This is a genomic window from Betaproteobacteria bacterium (assembly GCA_016713305.1).
Lineage (GTDB): Bacteria > Pseudomonadota > Gammaproteobacteria > Burkholderiales.
The window spans coordinates 880,684-898,263 of sequence record JADJPK010000004.1 but is presented as its reverse complement, the minus strand read 5'-3'; the positions used below and the strand labels follow the sequence as shown (position 1 = coordinate 898,263).

General features: G+C 66.7%; 15 protein-coding genes, 3 pseudogenes and 1 riboswitch. Of the genes and pseudogenes, 8 read left to right on the top strand and 10 right to left on the bottom strand.

All coding sequences use genetic code 11. From position 1 onward, the window contains the following. The first annotated feature begins 54 nt into the window (after positions 1 to 54). Both IPK20_04885 and IPK20_04880 read left to right on the top strand, forming a co-directional pair. A pseudogene (locus IPK20_04885) lies at positions 55 to 732 on the top strand (integron integrase). Further along, positions 671 to 1,051 (top strand): tyrosine-type recombinase/integrase, encoded by a 381-nt coding sequence (locus IPK20_04880; GenBank protein MBK8016105.1) that lies wholly within the window; start codon positions 671 to 673, stop codon positions 1,049 to 1,051. The pseudogene IPK20_04885 and the gene IPK20_04880 overlap by 62 nt, the downstream one beginning before the upstream one ends. A gap of 56 nt (positions 1,052 to 1,107) precedes the next feature. Here IPK20_04880 and IPK20_04875 read toward each other — a convergent pair. The 8 genes and pseudogenes from IPK20_04875 to IPK20_04840 form a co-directional block, all read right to left on the bottom strand. Further along, positions 1,108 to 1,984: pseudogene (locus tag IPK20_04875) on the bottom strand (helix-turn-helix transcriptional regulator). After that, positions 1,981 to 2,889: a tyrosine recombinase XerC gene (gene xerC / locus IPK20_04870; protein ID MBK8016104.1), complete on the bottom strand. Its 909-nt coding sequence runs from the start codon at positions 2,887 to 2,889 to the stop codon at positions 1,981 to 1,983. Before xerC ends, IPK20_04875 begins: the two are co-directional and overlap by 4 nt. Further along, positions 2,889 to 3,548 (bottom strand): DUF484 family protein, encoded by a 660-nt coding sequence (locus IPK20_04865; GenBank protein ID MBK8016103.1) that lies wholly within the window; start codon positions 3,546 to 3,548, stop codon positions 2,889 to 2,891. The genes xerC and IPK20_04865 overlap by 1 nt, the downstream gene beginning before the upstream one ends. Positions 3,549 to 3,570: 22 nt before the next feature. Further along, entirely contained in the window at positions 3,571 to 4,419 is an 849-nt protein-coding gene (gene dapF / locus IPK20_04860) for a diaminopimelate epimerase (GenBank protein ID MBK8016102.1), read from the bottom strand. Between the two features lie 28 nt (positions 4,420 to 4,447). Then, a complete protein-coding gene (locus IPK20_04855) occupies positions 4,448 to 4,969 on the bottom strand; it encodes a GNAT family N-acetyltransferase (GenBank protein MBK8016101.1) in 522 nt (173 codons plus the stop codon). Further along, entirely contained in the window at positions 4,966 to 5,415 is a 450-nt protein-coding gene (locus IPK20_04850; GenBank protein ID MBK8016100.1) for a CoA-binding protein, read from the bottom strand. Before IPK20_04850 ends, IPK20_04855 begins: the two co-directional genes overlap by 4 nt. A 13-nt stretch (positions 5,416 to 5,428) precedes the next feature. Then, on the bottom strand, positions 5,429 to 6,289 hold the full coding sequence (locus IPK20_04845) for a lysophospholipid acyltransferase family protein (GenBank protein MBK8016099.1): 861 nt from the start codon (positions 6,287 to 6,289) through the stop codon (positions 5,429 to 5,431). Between the two features lie 5 nt (positions 6,290 to 6,294). Then, complete coding sequence (locus tag IPK20_04840; GenBank protein ID MBK8016098.1) at positions 6,295 to 7,167, bottom strand: lysophospholipid acyltransferase family protein; 873 nt, start codon at positions 7,165 to 7,167, stop codon at positions 6,295 to 6,297. 84 nt (positions 7,168 to 7,251) lie between these two features. Between IPK20_04840 and IPK20_04835 the strand changes: the two genes are divergently transcribed. Next, positions 7,252 to 8,415, top strand: coding sequence for a methionine adenosyltransferase (locus IPK20_04835; protein MBK8016097.1), 1,164 nt, complete (start codon positions 7,252 to 7,254; stop codon positions 8,413 to 8,415). Between the two features lie 59 nt (positions 8,416 to 8,474). Here the strand turns inward: IPK20_04835 and IPK20_04830 are convergent, their stop codons facing one another. Next, a complete protein-coding gene (locus IPK20_04830; protein MBK8016096.1) occupies positions 8,475 to 9,815 on the bottom strand; it encodes a DEAD/DEAH box helicase in 1,341 nt (446 codons plus the stop codon). Between the two features lie 483 nt (positions 9,816 to 10,298). Continuing rightward, a riboswitch (S-adenosyl-L-homocysteine riboswitch) is annotated at positions 10,299 to 10,380 on the top strand. A gap of 77 nt (positions 10,381 to 10,457) precedes the next feature. Between IPK20_04830 and IPK20_04825 the strand changes: the two genes are divergently transcribed. The 5 genes and pseudogenes from IPK20_04825 to IPK20_04805 all read left to right on the top strand — a co-directional run bounded on the left by IPK20_04825 (position 10,458) and on the right by IPK20_04805 (position 16,239). After that, the gene (locus tag IPK20_04825; GenBank protein MBK8016095.1) at positions 10,458 to 11,879 is read left to right on the top strand and encodes an adenosylhomocysteinase; all 1,422 of its coding nucleotides are present in this window, start codon (positions 10,458 to 10,460) and stop codon (positions 11,877 to 11,879) included. 218 nt (positions 11,880 to 12,097) lie between these two features. Next, positions 12,098 to 12,867, top strand: a pseudogene (locus IPK20_04820) (methylenetetrahydrofolate reductase). A 149-nt stretch (positions 12,868 to 13,016) separates the two neighbouring features. Then, a complete protein-coding gene (locus IPK20_04815) occupies positions 13,017 to 14,849 on the top strand; it encodes an adenylate/guanylate cyclase domain-containing protein (GenBank protein ID MBK8016094.1) in 1,833 nt (610 codons plus the stop codon). Beyond that, the gene (locus tag IPK20_04810; GenBank protein MBK8016093.1) at positions 14,846 to 15,361 is read left to right on the top strand and encodes an SH3 domain-containing protein; all 516 of its coding nucleotides are present in this window, start codon (positions 14,846 to 14,848) and stop codon (positions 15,359 to 15,361) included. Before IPK20_04815 ends, IPK20_04810 begins: the two co-directional genes overlap by 4 nt. Continuing rightward, complete coding sequence (locus tag IPK20_04805) at positions 15,358 to 16,239, top strand: M48 family metalloprotease (protein ID MBK8016092.1); 882 nt, start codon at positions 15,358 to 15,360, stop codon at positions 16,237 to 16,239. Before IPK20_04810 ends, IPK20_04805 begins: the two co-directional genes overlap by 4 nt. A 90-nt stretch (positions 16,240 to 16,329) precedes the next feature. Here the strand turns inward: IPK20_04805 and IPK20_04800 are convergent, their stop codons facing one another. After that, on the bottom strand, positions 16,330 to 17,574 hold the full coding sequence (locus IPK20_04800; GenBank protein MBK8016091.1) for an alanine--glyoxylate aminotransferase family protein: 1,245 nt from the start codon (positions 17,572 to 17,574) through the stop codon (positions 16,330 to 16,332). Between the last annotated feature and the right edge of the window lie 6 nt (positions 17,575 to 17,580).

Here is a 17,580-nt window from a genome sequence, read left to right as displayed (position 1 = left end):
TAAAATGCGGCGTATACTGTATTCAATAACAGTACTCGGTTCGGATGTCTTTCAATGGACCCTTTACGCTCGCCAGGCGATGCTGCGCTGCCGCAACCCCGTCTGCTTGATGTCGTTCGCGACCGCATCCGCGTCAAGCACTACAGCATTCGCACGGAAAAGTCCTACGTGGACTGGGTCCGGCGCTTCGTACGCTTCCACGGGTTGCGGCATCCACGAGAAATGGGGGCACCCGAAGTCGAGGCCTTTCTAACGCATCTTGCCGTTGCTGGCAATGTGGCATCGTCCACACAGAATCAGGCCAGGAGCGCCTTGCTCTTTCTCTACAAGGAAGTTCTTGGCACTGAACTTCCGTGGCTCGACGGCGTGACATCGGCCAAGGCTTCGCAGCGGCTGCCCGTGGTGCTCACTCGTGACGAAGTGGCGGTCCTGCTTTCCACGATGTCGGGCGTCGCGGGATTGATTGCCCGCCTGCTCTACGGTTCCGGATTGCGGGTGACCGAGGGCGTCCGCATGCGAGTGAAGGATGTCGATCTCGCGCGCGGCGAGATTCTGGTTCGAGACGGCAAGGGCGCAAAGGACCGGGTGACAATGCTTCCCGCCTCGTTGAAGCAACCTCTCGGCGAACAATTGGAATTCAGCCGGCTGCAGCACCTCAGGGATCTGCGGGATGGCTTCGGCAGCGTCTACCTGCCCCATGCGCTCGAGCGGAAGTATCCGTCCGCACCGAAGGGAGTGGGCTTGGCAGTACGTGTTCGCCGCCGACCACATCTCCGTGGACCCTCGGTCCGGTGTTCGCCGCCGTCATCACTTCGATGTCCAGCTCGTTCAGCGCGCGTTGCGGCACGCCTTGGGCGCCTCTGGCATCGCCAAGCCCGCCACGCCGCACACGTTGCGCCACTCGTTCGCCACTCACCTCCTGGAATCCGGCTACGACATCCGCACGGTGCAGGAGCTCCTGGGCCATTCGGACGTGCGTACGACGATGATCTATACGCATGTGCTCAATCGTGGCGGCCGTGGAGTTGCGAGTCCGCTCGATCGGCTGTGATGTCGGCTCCGGTCTGCGGCCGTGCTGAACGGTGGCATGCCGCCCAGCGATTCGGTTCAGGAGGTAGGCAACGCGCCGTCTCGGGCGGCTTTCACTCCGTGCAGCAGGGCCTTCGCGGCTGCGTCCACCGACTGGCCGCAGGTGTCGAAGGTGGCGTCGGCCTGGGCATAGAACGGAGTGCGGCCTTCGAGAATCCTGCGCAGGTCGTTCATCGCTTCGTCGTTGCCGGCCATGGGCCGCAGGTCGCCCTGCGCGATCACCCGGTTCATGTGTTCTTCCGGTCGCGCGCGCAGCCAGATGGTGTAGCAGCGCGACAGCAGCAGATGAAAGGTCTCGTCGTCCGACACGATGCCCCCGGGCGTCGCAATGACGGCGCGGGGGAACTCCTGCAGCGTGACTTCCAGGGCACGGCGTTCGTAACGCCGGTAGGCCGCGGCGCCCGAAAGCGCGTGGATCTGATCGATGGCCAGGCCGGCGATGGATTCGATCTTCCGGCTCAGTTCCACGAAGGGCAATTGCAGAGAATCGGCCAGGCGCCGGCCCAGGGTGGACTTGCCTGCGCCGCGCAGACCGATGAGGGCGATGCGAGACATGCGATCGCTCGGGACTGCCGTTGCCGGCAAAGAGCGCCTCGAGTGCGGCGCGCGCGGCGCGCAGTTCGGATTCGGAACGATTGGCGAGCAGGTTGCGGATGGCCGCCGACTGGGGCGAGTTGTGCGCCCCCGGTTCGAGCAATTCGCCCAGCGGACACCGCAGCGCCTTGGCGACCTGCTGCAGCACCAGGATGGACGCGTTGCCCGTGCCGAGTTCCAGATTGGCCAGATGCCGCTCGGACAATCCCGATACCGCGGCGAGACTCTTGCGCGTGTGGCCCTGTTGCGCGCGCAGGGCGCGAATGCGTTCCCCCAGCAGCGCGAGAAAGGGGTCGGTCACTTCCTTCGGGCGCGGGGGTGCGCGGCGTCGTAGACCTTGGCCAGGTGCTGGAAGTCCAGGTGCGTGTACACCTGCGTGGTGGAGATGCTCGCGTGCCCCAGCAGTTCCTGCACCGCCCGCAGATCTCCGCTCGACTGCAGCAGGTGGGACGCGAACGAGTGGCGCAGCATGTGGGGGTGCACGCCGCGGTCCAGTCCGCTGGCGAGCGCCCGTGCCCTCAAGCGCAATTGCACGGACCGCGGCGAGATGCGCTTGCCCGTCTGCGACACGAACACGGCGGTTTCGTCCGGGGCGGCGATCTTGTCGCGCTCGGGCAACCAGCGTTCGAGCGCTTCGGCCGCCACGCTGCCGACCGGGACCACGCGGGTCTTGGAGCCCTTGCCCAGGACGGTGACGGTGCGTGCGCGCAGGTCGAGGTCGCTCAACGACACGCCCACGGCCTCGGACAACCGCAAGCCCGACGAGTACACCAGCTCGAACAGCGCGCAGTCCCGGATGAGGAGAACGTCGTCTTCCTTTCGATCCAGCAGCTGTGCGGCCTGGTCGGGCGTCAGGGTGTTGGGCAGCTTGCGCGGAGAGCGCGGTGCTTTCAGTCCCACGGCCGGGTTCACCGGCAGCCCGTGGTCACGCGCGAGATAGTCGAAGAACGATCGCCACGCAGAGAGCTTGCGGGCCAGGCTTCTGCCACCGAGCCCCTTGGCGTGGAGCCGCGCGACGAAGCGGCGAAGATCGTGAACGGTCAGGGTCGACGGATGCGCGGTGCCGGCCAGCGCGAGAAGATCGCGGACGTCGCGGGCGTAGTTCTCGACCGTGAGGGCTGCCAGCCGCTTTTCCGCCGCGATGTGCTCGAGGTAGCGCTCGAGCAGCCGCACGGGCGGAAGGGAGTCGGCCGGCGTGCCGGACATCAGCCCGGCACCTTGAGGAACCGCGACAGCACGGCGCTGGCGACTTCGCCCAGACGCTGCACGTAGAGTGAGCCCATGTCGGGACGGAATCGCTGCGGATCGCCCGAGGCGAGGGCGAGCACGCCGAAGGTGTCGCCGGCCTTCAGGGCCACGTAGCCGAACGAGGCCAGCTCGGCGCCGGATTCGCCGAACCAGTCGCGCGTTTCGAACATGGGCGTGGCGCTGAAGTACGGGTTGGCGAGGCTCTCCGCAAACACGCGCACTTCTGTGCTGGCGGTCCCGAACTCGGGGCGGTCCCAACCGCCCTCGGCCCACAGGCGCAATGCCACCTGGGGCACGGCGAAGTCTTCGCGCAGGTTGAAGTAGAGCGCAGCGAGAAAGGCATCGATGTCCCGCGCTGCGACCATCGCCAGCGTGAGCCGGTGCAGCTTCTCGATGATGGCGTCGTTCTCCTGCCCGAAGCGGACCAGCTCGCGCAGCTTGTCCTCCAGCAGACGGGACTTGTCGCGCAGGGTGACGATCTGCCGCTCGGCGATGGGAATCGCCCGGCCTCCGTGGGGATGCGGCACGAAGATCTCCGCCAGCATCTCGGCGTATTCGTCGAAGAACTCGGGGTGGTCCTTCAGGTACTGGGCAACATCGTCGGACGTGAGTCGCATGGGCGCTCCTGTGGTTCTCGTGTCAATCGGTTGTGGGGTCCGGCAGATCGATCTCGCCTTCGAATACGCGCACGGCCGGGCCGGTCATCATCACCGGCTGCCCCTCGCCTTCCCAGCGGATGACCAGCGTGCCGCCGCGCGTACGAACGGTCACGGGGCTTTGCAGCCGGCCGGACCGGATGCCCGCCACGGCTGCCGCACAGGCGCCGGTGCCGCACGCCAGCGTTTCGCCGGCGCCGCGCTCGTAGACGCGCAGGCGGATCTCGTGCGGGGCCACGATCTGCATGAAGCCTGCGTTCACGCGCTCCGGAAAACGTTCGTGCCGTTCGATCAGGGGGCCATCGCGCTCCACCGGGGCGGTGTCGACATCGTCCACGATCTGCACGGCGTGGGGGTTGCCCATGGACAGCACGCTGACGGTCACGGATCGGTCTGCCACTTGCAGTACGTAGTTCTCGGCCCGGGCCGGAGCGGTGAACGGCACGCGCGCCGGCTCGAATTCCGGCGGCCCCATGTTCACGGTGACATCGCCGTCCGGCTCCAGGCGCGGCACGATCACTCCGGAGGCTGTGCCGACTCGGATCTCGGGCTTGGTGGTCAGGCGGTGGTCGTGGACGAATCGTACGAAGCACCGCGCGCCATTGCCGCACTGCTGCACCTCGCCGCCGTCGGCGTTGAAGATGCGGTAGTGAAAATCGGTCCCCGCCACGCGCGGCGATTCGACCACCAGCATCTGGTCGCAGCCCACGCCGAAACGGCGGTCGGCAATGAAGCGGATCTGCCCGGCCGACAGCGCGAACGGCGTGCGGGTCGCATCGATCACGACGAAGTCGTTGCCCGCGCCCTGCATCTTGGTGAAGGAAAGCTTCAAGTCGTCCTGTCCTGTGGCGTGCTGGCGGTCATTCGGGCAGGGGCGCGAGCGCCTTCGCCATCACGTAGTCGTCCATCACGAATCCTCCGCCGATGTCCACGACCAGTTCCCGATCGATGCCGAAGCCGTTCTTGCGATAGGCGGCGATGGCGGAGGCGTTGTTCTTGTTCACCTGCAGATACAGGCGTCCCGCGCCCTTGCTGCGCGCCTCGTTCTCCACGTGCGCGAGCATGACGGAGCCGTGCCCCTGGCCACGCTCGTCGTGCTTCACGTACAGCTTGTCGAGCTTGATCTCGCCCGCTTCGCCGGCGCATTCGTACTGTGCGAAGGCGAGCAGTTGGCCGTTGCGTTCCATCACATCCCACCAGCGGTCGGCATGCGCGAGGTCTTCTTCGATCAGCTCGGGCCGGTAGCGCTGGCCCAGCATGTACTCGATCTGCGCGGTGCTGATGATCGACGGATAGTGCGCGTACCAGGTGTCGCGGGCGAGCGAGAGCAGCGCGGCGATGTCTTCGCGCCGGAGCGGGCGGATGCGGATGTCTTCGTTCATGCTTCTGCGGCGCTGCGGCGAACGCCGCCGCACAGTCCGTTGAAGTCACGAAGAATACAGCGGTCCATCACGGTCCAGATGCCGTGCTCCGCCGCCCGACGCGCCGCGGGCTCGTTCACGATGCCGTCCTGGATCCAGAGCCGCTTCGCCCCCACGGCGATGCAGTCGTCGACGATGCTGTCCAGGGCATCGGCCGCGCGGAACACGTCGACGAGGTCGTAGGGCACGTCGACATCACGCAGGCTGGCATAGGCTTTCTCGCCGAGGACGCTGTCCACGAGCGGGCGGACGGGAATGATGCGGTAGCCGTGCCGCTGCATGGCCCGGGCGATGCGGAAGCTGGGGCGGTTCTCGTTGGGCGACAGGCCGACGATCGCGATGGTGCCGATGCTCTGCAGCTCGCGGCAGATCGAATCGGTGTCGGGATTGCGGAACGGAGCAGTCAAGAAAGGCGGTTCCTCAGTAATAGCGCGCCTCGCCTTCGGGGCGGGTCTTGAAGCGCTTGTGCAGCCACAGGTACTGATCCGGCATTTCGCGCACCCGTTCCTCGATGAAGGCGTTCATGCGACGCGTGTCGGCCTCGGCGTCGTCGGTGGGGTGATTGTCCCATGCCGGATAGGCGCGGATCACGTAGCCGCCTCCGCCGTCGAGCTGGCGGATGACCGCCGGCACCACGGGCGCGCGAGTGAGTCTGGCGATGCGGCTCAACGCCGTGACGGTGGCGGTAGTGACACCGAAGAAGGGCACGAACACGGAGTCCTTCGGGCCGAGGTCCATGTCGGGCGACAGCTGCACGGAGCGGCCTTCCTTGTACCCCCGCAGGATCGCCTTGACGCCTTCCTGCCGCGCCACCATCCGGGCGCCGAAGCGGGTACGCACGCGGACCAGGAAATCATCGAAATACTTGTTCTTCTGGTGCGCGTAGACGGCGAGCCCCTTGTACTCGAGGGTGAGCCGGATGCCCTCCATGTCCAGCGCGATGAAGTGCGGCACCAGCAGGATGAAGCGGCCGTCGGCCGGCACGTGGTGCCAGTCCTCGACGCGAACGACTTGCCGGAGACGTTCGGCGGAGCCGAACCAGGCGATGGACGATTCGAGCACGGCCCGCCCGAAGCGCCGGAAGTTGTCGCGCACCACCCGCTCCCGCTGCTCGGGCGTCCACTCGGGAAAGCACAGTTCCAGGTTCTTGCGGGCGACGAACCGGCGTTCCTTCGAGAGCGCGAAGAGCAGCAGTCCCAGTCCGCGGCCCAGCGGTGCGAGAAGCCGCAGCGGCAGCCAGTGCAGAAGCCACAGGACCCCCAGCGCGAGACGTACGGCGATGTCACTCAAACGGGGGGCTCCTGTCCGGGTGGCGCCACGCCTTTCGGCACCTTGTAGCGGTTGTACGACCAGAGGTACTGCTCGGGGCAGTGGCGGATCAACCCTTCGACCGCATGATTGAGACGTTCGGGCCCGTCCGGCCCGGACAGATCCTCGTCCAGCAGTTCCACTTCCAGCACGTAGCCGCGCCCTTGGGGAAGCCGGCGGCTGTAGGCGAGGATGACGGCGCAGTCCGTGGCCTTCTGGAGGCGGCCCACGAGCGTCATGGTGTAGGCGGGCCTGCCGAAGAACGGCGCCCAGACGCCTTCGCCGAAACCGGGAACGTGGTCGGGAAGCACGCCGACGGCTTCGCCCGCCTTCAGGGCCTTGAGCAACCTGCGCACACCGGCCAGGGACGTCGGGGCGATCCGGCCGCCGGCCCCCGTGCGGCCGGCTTCCATGAGCGGCGCGAGCCACTTCAGCTTGGGAGGCCGGTACAGCACGGTGAATGGCATCTGCATGGCAGCGAACAAGCCGCTGACTTCGAAGCAGCCCATGTGCGGGGTCACGAAGAGGATGCCGCGGCCCCTGGCACGCTGCTCGTCGACGATGTCCCAGTTGCGGCTTTCGACCATCAGCCTTCTCGCGTCGGCGGCGGGGCGAAACCAGATGGCGATCAGCTCGAACACGCCCTTGCCGATTTCCGCCGCAACCCGACGTTCCATGCGCATGCTCCCGGCCTGATCGCGGGGCGCCAGACCGCTCTGCCGCAGGTTCTCGGACAGCCTTTGCGCAAAGCGGGGCGACAGGCGGCGAGTGGCCCGGCCGGCGACGGCGCCTGCCGCATGAAGCCAGCGCAAAGGCAGTCTCGCGGCAAGCCGCAGGATGAACTCAAGCATCGTCGGGGTTGGTTTCGGGACTGGCAGGGATTCTGCTACTCTCGCGCGATCCCCTTTGATGAACAACCCTAAAGGTTCGCGTTGATGAGCGAGTTTCTCTTCACTTCCGAGTCGGTCTCGGAAGGACACCCGGACAAGGTCGCCGATCAGATCTCCGATGCCGTACTGGATGCGATCTTATCGCAGGACAAGTACTCTCGAGTCGCCGCCGAGACGCTCGTGAACACCGGCCTGGTGGTCATGGCCGGCGAAATCACCACCAACGCGACGGTGGACTATCAGCAGGTCGCGCGCGACACCATCAAGCGCATCGGCTACGACAACACCGATTACGGCATCGACTACCGCGGTTGCGCGGTGCTGGTGGCCTACGACAAGCAGTCTCCCGACATCGCCCAGGGCGTGAACGAGGGTCAGGGCATCGATCTCGATCAGGGCGCCGGCGACCAGGGCCTCATGTTCGGTTACGCCTGCGATGAAACCCCGCAGCTCATGCCGCTGGCCATCCATCTGTCCCACCGCCTGATGCAGCGTCAGTCGGAACTGCGCAAGGACGGCCGCCTGCCGTGGCTGCGTCCGGATGCGAAATCCCAGGTCACCGTGCGTTACGTCGACAATCGCCCCGTGTCGATCGACACCGTGGTGCTCTCCACGCAGCATGCGCCGGAGATGACGCACAAGCAGATCGAAGAAGCGGTCATCGAGCAGATCATCAAGCCGGTGCTGCCCAAGGAACTCATCAAGGGCGAGGTCCGCTACCTCGTCAACCCCACCGGCAAGTTCGTGGTCGGCGGCCCGCACGGCGACTGCGGTCTGACGGGCCGCAAGATCATCGTGGATACCTACGGCGGCGCAGCGCCTCACGGCGGCGGCGCGTTCTCGGGCAAGGATCCTTCGAAGGTGGACCGTTCGGCCGCCTACGCAGCGCGATACGTGGCCAAGAACATCGTGGCAGCGGGTCTGGCTTCCAAGTGCCAGGTGCAGGTGTCGTACGCGATCGGTGTGGCGCGGCCGACCAGTGTGATGGTGACCACGTTCGGCACGGGCAAGATCTCGGACGAGCGGATTGCCGAACTCGTGAACAAGCACTTCGACCTGCGTCCCAAGGGCATCATCCAGATGCTGAACCTGCTGCGGCCGATCTATCAGAAGACCGCAGCGTACGGGCACTTCGGACGCGAAGAGCCGGAGTTCACGTGGGAAGCCGCCGACAAGGCGCTGGCGCTGAAGGCCGACGCCGGAATCTGATGTGAATGGTCGAGGCTCCGGCCCGTCCGCTCAGCGAGCGGGCAGGCCGGGGACTCGAATCAGGAAGCTCGACGGGCGCGCTGCGGTGCGCCCGTCGGCTTTTCGGAGCGGCGAACGCCATCGCGGCCACCGTTGCCGAAGCGCCCTTCGGGCCGGCGTCCGCCGGACGAGGGCCTGCCGCCGCCGGGCTTGCCGTGACCGCTCGGAGCGGGACGGAATCGCGGCTCCAGTCCCTCGAGCGTGCTCACCGGCAACTTCTGCGTCGTGAACCGCTCGATGCGGCGGATCTTCGGCGCGTCTTCGTGCTGCGCCAGGGTGATCGCCTGACCGGCGCGGCCGGCGCGGCCCGTGCGGCCGATGCGGTGCACATAGTCCTCGGCGTTGATGGGCAGACCGTAGTTGATGACGTGGCTGATGGTCGGGACGTCGATACCGCGAGCGGCGACGTCCGTGGCCACGAGCACGCGGACGTGCTTGCGGCGCAGGGCCTGGAGTGTCCGGTTGCGTACGCCTTGAGGCATGCCGCCGTGGAGCGACGCGACTGCGTGTCCGTCTCCGGCGAGCTGCTCGGCGACGCGTTCGGCGTCATGCTGGGTCGACGTGAACACGATCGCCTGGTCGATGCTGGGGTCGCCCAGCAGCCGGTCGAGCAGACGTTCCTTGTGCGAGCGGTTGTCCGCCCAGTGCAGGCGTTGTTCGATGTTGGCGTGACGTTCGCGGTGCGATTCGAGTTCGATGCGCTTCGGTTCGCGCATCAGCTCGGCGGCGAGAGGGGCGATGCGGCCGCCCAGCGTCGCGGAGAACAGGAGCGTCTGGCGGGCGCTCGGCGTGGCCGACGCGATGCGATGGATGTCGTCGACGAACCCCATGTCCAGCATGCGGTCGGCTTCGTCCAGCACCAGTGTTTCCACGTTCGACAGATTGAGCTTGCCGTTTTCCAGGTGGTCGATCAGGCGGCCCGGCGTCGCGACCAGGATATCCAGCGCGCCGCGGATCGCCTTGATCTGCGCGCCGTAGGGCACGCCGCCCACGACGGTCGCCACGCGCAGCCACTTGAAGTACCGGCCGTAGGTCTCGGCGGCCTTGGCCACCTGCATCACCAGTTCCCGCGTCGGCGCGAGCACCAGCACACGCGGACCGCGGCCGGCGCCGTCCCGGCGGGGTGAGTTCGACAACCGCTGCAGGGAGGGAAGCACGAAGGCGGCGGTCTTGCCGCTGCCGGTGGCGGAACAGACCATCAGGTCGTCTCCGGACAGGGCGCCGGGAATGGTCGCGGCCTGCACCGGGGTGGGCTGGGTGTAGCCCGACTGGTCGAGGGATTTCAGCAGGGCATCGTGCAGCCCGAGCGAAGCAAAAGCGGAAGAGGAAGCCTCGGCCGAGGCGCCGGGAATCTGGGTCATGACAGCTCCGAACACTTATGGCTCCGGCGCGTGCCGGAGCAGGTGGGTCGCCTTGGGCGACGGCATCGCCGCCAACCAATCACGCCCGCCATGGAGGGGGTCGAAGTCAGAGCCGATGAAGGATCCCTCGGTGTGTGGACAGTCGCGAAAGGACCATCCGCAAGGGAGACGGCGAGGATAACGGACTTGCTGCGGCGCAGCAACCGATTTCTCGGAAATCTTTCAAAAAAGAATGTTTGCGCATGAAGTCCGGTCCGACCCCGGACGCCGCGTGAGGCAGTGGCGTGCGTCCCTACGGCGTCCGTGTCCGGCGGTCCGGACCTCGCGGCCCCCGCCAGGCCGGCCTTCCCGACGACCAGGAACATTTCTCTTGCACAGCCACCCTAAAGATTCCCGCCTTCATGCCGACAACATGGGTCGTTCCGCCAGCCAGCGCCCGCACACTTCCGGCGCGGCAGAATTTGGACTTAGAATCCGGCCTCTCGCCCCGAGGAGCGTTGCAACGGGACTCATCCCGCCAGGCTCGGGGCGGCCTCACAGGCCTTTGCAACGGCGCTCGTTGATCCGTGACCACTCACGGGAGACGAGCCTGCGCAAACCGCCGCCTTCCCGCGTGTGCGTCCTTCGACCAGGAGTGACCGCATGTCCGCAGTGACCCAGCTCAAACCCGCGGCGGCCGACTACGTCGTCGCCGACCTGTCCCTCGCCGATTGGGGCCGCAAGGAAATCCGCATCGCCGAAACCGAGATGCCCGGTCTCATGGCCATCCGCGAAGAGTTCGCGAGCCAGCAGCCGCTGCGCGGCGCACGCATCACCGGCTCGCTGCACATGACCATCCAGACGGCCGTGCTGATCGAGACGCTGCAGGCGCTGGGTGCCGAAGTGCGCTGGGCCTCGTGCAACATCTTCTCCACCCAGGATCACGCTGCCGCCGCCATCGCGGTGAAAGGCACGCCCGTGTTCGCGGTGAAGGGCGAATCGCTGGAGGAGTACTGGGACTACACCCACCGCATCTTCGAATGGCCCGACGGCGGCTACTCGAACATGATTCTCGACGACGGCGGCGACGCCACGCTGCTGCTGCACCTGGGCACGCGTGCCGAGACCGATGCGTCGCTGCTCAACCATCCGGGCAGCGAGGAAGAGGAATACCTGTTCGCCTCGATCAAGGCCAAGCTCGCGGCGGATCCCAAGTGGTATTCCGTGCGCCTGGGCCGGGTCAAGGGCGTGACCGAGGAAACCACCACCGGCGTGAAGCGCCTTTACCAGATGGCCAAGGACGGCACCCTCAAGTTCCCCGCCATCAACGTGAACGATTCGGTGACGAAGTCCAAGTTCGACAACCTCTACGGCTGCCGCGAGTCGCTGGTGGACGGCATCAAGCGCGCGACCGACGTGATGGTCGCCGGCAAGATCGCCCTGGTGGCTGGTTACGGCGACGTGGGCAAGGGCTCCGCCCAGGCGCTGCGGGCGCTGTCGGCGCAAGTGTGGGTGACCGAGGTGGATCCCATCTGCGCGCTGCAGGCGGCGATGGAAGGCTACCGCGTCGTGACCATGGACTACGCGGCGGACAAGGCCGACATCTTCGTCACGGCCACCGGCAACTTCCACGTGATCACGCACGATCACATGAAGAAGATGAAGGACCAGGCGATCGTCTGCAACATCGGCCACTTCGACAACGAGATCGACGTCGCGTCGCTGTCGAAATATGAGTGGGAAGAGATCAAGCCGCAGGTCGATCACGTGATCTTCCCCGACGGCAAGCGGATCATCATGCTTGCCAAGGGCCGCCTGGTGAACCTGGGTTGCGGCACCGGCCATCCGAGCTACGTGATGTCGTCGTCGTTCGCCAACCAGACCATCGCGCAGATCGAACTCTTCCAGAACACGGACAAGTATCCGATCGGCGTGTACACGCTGCCCAAGCACCTGGACGAGAAAGTGGCGCGGCTGCAGCTGAAGAAGCTGAACGCCCAGCTCACCGAACTCACCGATGCGCAGGCCCGCTACATCGGCGTGACGAAGGAAGGCCCGTACAAGCCGGAGCACTACCGCTACTGAGCGGGGCCGGGCGAAGCGCGGCGTGCGCGGCACATCGCGCTTTCGCCCCAGCTGTACGAGCCGCAGCGCCTGCATGCGGCTCCCCGTCCCCTGCCGATGGTCCCATTCGTGAACCGTCGGCACGGCGCGGGAAGCAGTCTGCAGCCGAGCGGTGCCCGCGAGCCCGTTGCCGGAAGGCTCGCCGGTTTGTCCAATCTCCCTCGCGAGACTTCCCCCGCATGATCGCTCCCTCTTCCGTCTCGTCCGAAACCTCGCGGGCCCCGTACGGTTCTCGCAGCCTGTCGTTCGAGCTGTTTCCTCCGCAGACGCCGGAAGGAATGGCGAAGCTCGACGTGACCGTCTCGCAGCTCGTGCAGCTGCACCCGCAGTATTTTTCCGTGACCTACGGTGCAGGCGGATCGACCCGGGAACGTACCCTGGGTGTGGTCCGTGCCCTATCGTGGCCCTGCGCGGCGATCTGCCCTCGGGCATGGTGGAGGTGGGCGAGTTCCGTTACGCGGCCGACCTCGTCTCGTTCCTGCGCCAGACCTATGGCGACGCGTTCCACATCGAGGTGGCCGCGTATCCGGAAGTCCATCCCCAGGCGAAGTCGGCCGAGGACGACCTGCGCAACTTCAAGGCGAAGGTGGACGCCGGCGCGGACACGGCCATCACGCAGTATTTCTACAACGCCGACGCGTACTGGAACTTCCTGGAACAGTGCCAGGCGGCCGGCGTGAACGTTCCGATCGTTCCCGGCATCATGCCGATCACACGCTACGCGCAGCTCGCGCGGTTCTCCGATGCGTGCGGCGCCGAGATCCCGCGGTGGATCCGCCGGCGATTGGAAGGGTACGGTGACGACTCCGCGTCCATCCGCGCCTTCGGCCTCGATGTCGTCGCGCGGCTGTGCGACGACCTGCTGCGGCAGGGCGCGCCGGGCCTGCACTTCTACACCCTCAATCAGGCAGGCACCGTCTCGACGCTGTGGGCGCGGCTCGGACTGTAGCCGGTGCTCGGGCGAAGTTCCGGCCGGCGCGCACGGTGTGTGCGGCAGGCGCCGGTTCTGCGCGTCTTTTCAAGCCGCGACTGCCTCCGCTGACGTGACATTCGCCGGTTCAATTGCCCGGTTCCGGCGGGTGAAATAGACTCCCCGCCGTGCTCTCCGCCCGCCAGAAGTTCCTCGCCGCCTTCTCCGGTCTCGTGCTGCTCGTCGCATGGGGAGACTGGCAATGGCTGCGGCTCACCGACGCGCTGTCATTGCGGGTGATGGACGCGTTCGTGAAGCATCGGTCGCTCGCGCAGACGGCGGACCCGCAGATCGCGCTCGTCGACATCGACGAGCGCTCTCTCGCCGGAATGATCGAACACGCCGGCCGCTGGCCCTGGCCCCGCTCCGTGCACGGAGAACTGGCCGCGGGCATCGCGGCGCAGAAGCCGCGGGCGATCGTCTTCGACATCATGTTCGCCGAGCCGGATTACTTCAATCCGGATCACGACCGCGTCTTCAACGAACTCGTGCGTCCGCTCGCGAACGTGTACTTCCCCACCGCGCGGCACGACCCATCGGGCGATCCGCTCGGGCAGCCCATCGCCGAACTGGAGCGAGCGCTGGGAGCGGTACGCAGCCCGGTGTCCCGGCGCGACGCGCGCATCGACGTGCTGCGGCCGCTGGCCCTTGCGCCGGAGAACTGGCGGCTGGGGCTCATCAACTTCCTGCAGGACCGCGACGGCGTGGGGCGCCGCTACGGCGTGTACCTGGATGCCTACGGCTGGAAGATCCCCTCCCTGCCGGTGCGCGTGGCGGTCGATCAGGGCTGGGACGTCCCTTCCGGCGAGGACATGATCATCGGCTGGCGCGGCGGCGTGGACGCGCACCCGCGCGTGTCGTACGTGGACCTGTACGAGGACGTGAACCGCGAGCGCAAGACTCGCCCTGCGGACGAGTTCCGTGACCGCATCGTGATCATCGGCGCCACGGCCACGGGGCTGCATGACATCCGGGTCACGCCCATCAGCAACGTCCACCCCGGCGTGGAGATCCTGGCGTCCGCCATCGACAGCGTGAAGAACCGCACGTGGCTCGAGGCCGCCCCGCGCTGGACCGAGCCGGCGATCGCCGTGGCGCTGGTGGCGCTCCTGGCCGGCGCGTTCCTCGCCAGGATGAACACGCTCGTCACGGGCGGTGCGCTCGCGGTGGCGACGCTGGCGGTGCTGGCGGCGAGTTACCTGCTGCTTTCCGCGCGCGTGTGGACGCCGGTCGTGACGCCCGTGATCTACGGCTGGATCTTCTTCCTCGCCACCGTGCTGCGCGACGCCCTGGACGAGCGCCGCAGCCGCGAAGCGGCGGTGCGCGAATTCAGCCGCTTCGTGAATCCGCACGTGGTGCAGGAACTCATCGCCAAGGGCGGCCTGTCGCGCCAGGGCGAGAGCCGGGAAGTGACGCTGCTGTTCTCGGACATCCGCGGCTTCACCACGCTGTCGGAGACCCGCACTCCGCAACAGATCGTGGACATCCTCAACCGCTACTTCTCGAAGCAGGTCGCGGTGCTCTTCCGGCACCAGGGCACGCTGGACAAGTTCATCGGCGATGCCATCATGGCGGTGTGGGGCGCGCCCGTGGACGATCCCGAACACGCGAAGCACGCCGTGGCGGCCGCGCTGGAGATGGCCGACACACTCCTGGCCTTCCGGGAGGAACTGGGTGAAGTCGGGCTCAACTTCGACGTGGGGATCGGCGTTCATTCCGGACCGGCAGTGGTCGGCCTGATCGGATCGGATGCCCGCCGGGAGTACACGGCCATCGGCGACACGGTCAATCTGGCCAGCCGGATCGAGGGGCTGACGAAAGGAGTCGCGCGCATCCTGGTCTCGGAGGACACGCGCCGCATGTGCGGCGATGCCTTCGAGTTCATCGATCGGGGCGCCTTCAAGGTGAAGGGCCGGGCCCAGGACGTGCGGCTGTACGAACCGAAGAGGAAGACGACATGAATGGATGGCGATGGCTTGGCGCCTGCCTGCTGACGTCGGCGGCGGCATTCGCGCAGGCCGAGGAAAAAGGCTTCACGCTGCGCGACCTCGACGTGCGCGGCAAGCCCTTCCTCGATTCCGAAACGGTGGGCAAACTGCCGCAGCAGGCGCCGGTGACGGTGATCACCCGCCAGGGAGGATGGATCCAGATCAAGGCGGACAAGACCCAGGGCTGGGTGCGTCTGCTGAGCGTGCGCCTGGGCAATCCCGACCCGGCCCGCAACGAATCGTCCGTGGCGTCCGTGTTCGGCGCAGGGCGGCGCGGCTCCTCGACGGCGACGGTCACGACCGGCGTTCGCGGCTTCTCCGAGGAAGACCTGAAGCAGGCTCAGCCCAATCCCGAGGAGGCGAAGAAAATGGAGGGCTACGCCGCGGGCATCAATTCCGCCGCCTTTGCGGCGAGCGGGAGCCTCACGCCTCAGAACGTTCCATACTTCGACGCCGAAGGCCAGCCGGAAGGGGGCAAGAAATGAAAGTAGTGCGCGCGTTTCTCCTGCATCTGGGCGTGGGTGTGGCCGTGGCGGGGGCGGTTGCCGGCTGCTCGCAGCAGCAGATGGATGCTTTCGTGAAGAACTCCGGCGGCGTGGATGGGCTCACCTCCACGCTCAAGCAGGCGTTAGGCAAGATCGACGAGCCTCGCGAGATCGAGATGGGCCGCGGCATCGCCGAGACGCTGCTTGGAGCCCGTCCGCTGCTGGACGATCCCAAGCTCCAGCGCTACGTGAACGAAGTGGGCTCCTGGGTGGCCAGCCGTTCCGAACGTCCGCAACTGCCCTGGCGGTTCGGTGTCAACGACAGCGATCACGTCAATGCCTTCGCGGCACCGGGCGGCTTCATCATCGTGACCAAGGGCATGATGAACCTCCTGCAGAACGAGGCGGAGCTGGCCGGCGTGCTGGGACACGAGGTAGGTCACGTGATCCGCAAGCATCACCTCAATGCCATCAAGAAGGGCGCCTGGATCAACCTGCTGGGTGCCGGCGCCGGTGCGGCCGCCGCGGGCAAGCCCAGCGAGGAACTGGTCAACGCGCTGGTGGGCCCGACCAAGGAGCTGTACTCGCGCGGACTGGACAAGGACGACGAGTTCGAGGCCGATCGCGTGGGCATCACGCTGGCCGCCCGCGCGGGTTACGACCCCTGGGGCCTGCCCGCCGCCCTGCAGACGCTGGCCAAGATCAAGCCGGACGACAAGTATCTGGCCCTGCTCACCAAGACCCATCCGAGCCCCGGGCAGCGCCTGGACCGGATGGGCCAGGTGATGGGCGCTTCGTTCGACCGCTTCGATTCGCAGCCGCGCAATGCCGAGCGCTATCTGGCAGCCACCCGCAATCTGAAGACCGCGGCGAACTGAGCATCGCGAACATCGGCCGTTCGGCTACGGCGGCGTCCAGACGAAAACGGCGGGCCCAGGCCCGCCGTTTTCGTTGGTGCAGGCTGTCCGTCAGGCCGCGCGCTTCTTCTGCTGCGCTGCTGCCTTGTGCATCTGAGCGTAGGCATCGTGCGCCGCGCCTTCCGCGTCGCCCACGTGCACCGGCATGCCCATGTCGGACAGCACCGAGCCCAGGGCGGACAGGCACAGCATGACGTTCTCGGGACGGCAGGAATAGCCCATGGTGCCGAAGCGCCAGATCTTTCCGGCCAGCGGCCCGAGGCCGGCGCCGATCTCGAGGTTGAACTCGTTCAGCAGGCGCTTGCGCACCTCGGCTTCCTTCGGCGCGATGGCTTCCGGAATCTTGACGGCGTTCATCTGCGGGATCTGGCACTCCTCCTTCACCAGGAAACGCAGGCCCATGGCTTCGATGCCGGTCTTGAGCGCGACGTGGTGACGGCGGTGGCGGGCCCAGCAGTCTTCCAGCGTTTCCTCACGGATGAGCAGCAGGGCTTCGTGCAGCGCGAAGAGGGAATTGGTCGGCGCGGTGTGGTGATACGTGCGGGTGGTGGCGCCCCAGTAACCCAGCAGGAGGTTCATGTCCATGAACCAGCTGTGGATCTTGTCCTTGCGCGCCTTGACGTGCTCGACCACGCGGTCGTTGAACGACACGGGCGAAAGCCCCGGGGTGCAGGACAGGCACTTCTGGCTGGCCGAGTAGACGGCATCGGCATTCCACTCGTCGAGCAGGACCGGCACGCCGCCCAGCGACGTGACGGCGTCCATGATCGTCAGCGCGCCGTACTTGTGCGCCACTTCGATGATCGACTTGGCGTCCGACAGGCAGCCCGTGGAGGTCTCGGCGTGGACGAACGCGACGATCTTGGCGTCGGGGTTGGCCTTGAGCGCGTCTTCCACCCGCTGGGGATCCACCGGCGAGCCCCACTCGTGCTCCAGCACGACGGGCGTGCCACCACAGCGGACGACGTTCTCGAGCATGCGGCCGCCGAACACGCCGTTGATGCAGACGATGACCTTGTCGCCGGGGGCGACCATGTTCACGAAGCAGTATTCCATGCCCACCGATCCGGGGCCGGAGACCGGGAACGTGAGCGCGTTCTTCGTCTGGTAGACATAGCGGAGCAGGCCCTTCAGCTCTTCCATCATCTCGACGAAGATCGGGTCGAGGTAGCCGATGGCCGGCTGGCTCATGGTCGTGAGCACCCGCGGATGAATCTCGGTCGGCCCGGGGCCCATCAGCGTGCGCTGAGGCGGATGGAAGGAGTGGATGCGCTTGGCCGGCGCGAATGAATTCATGGTGTC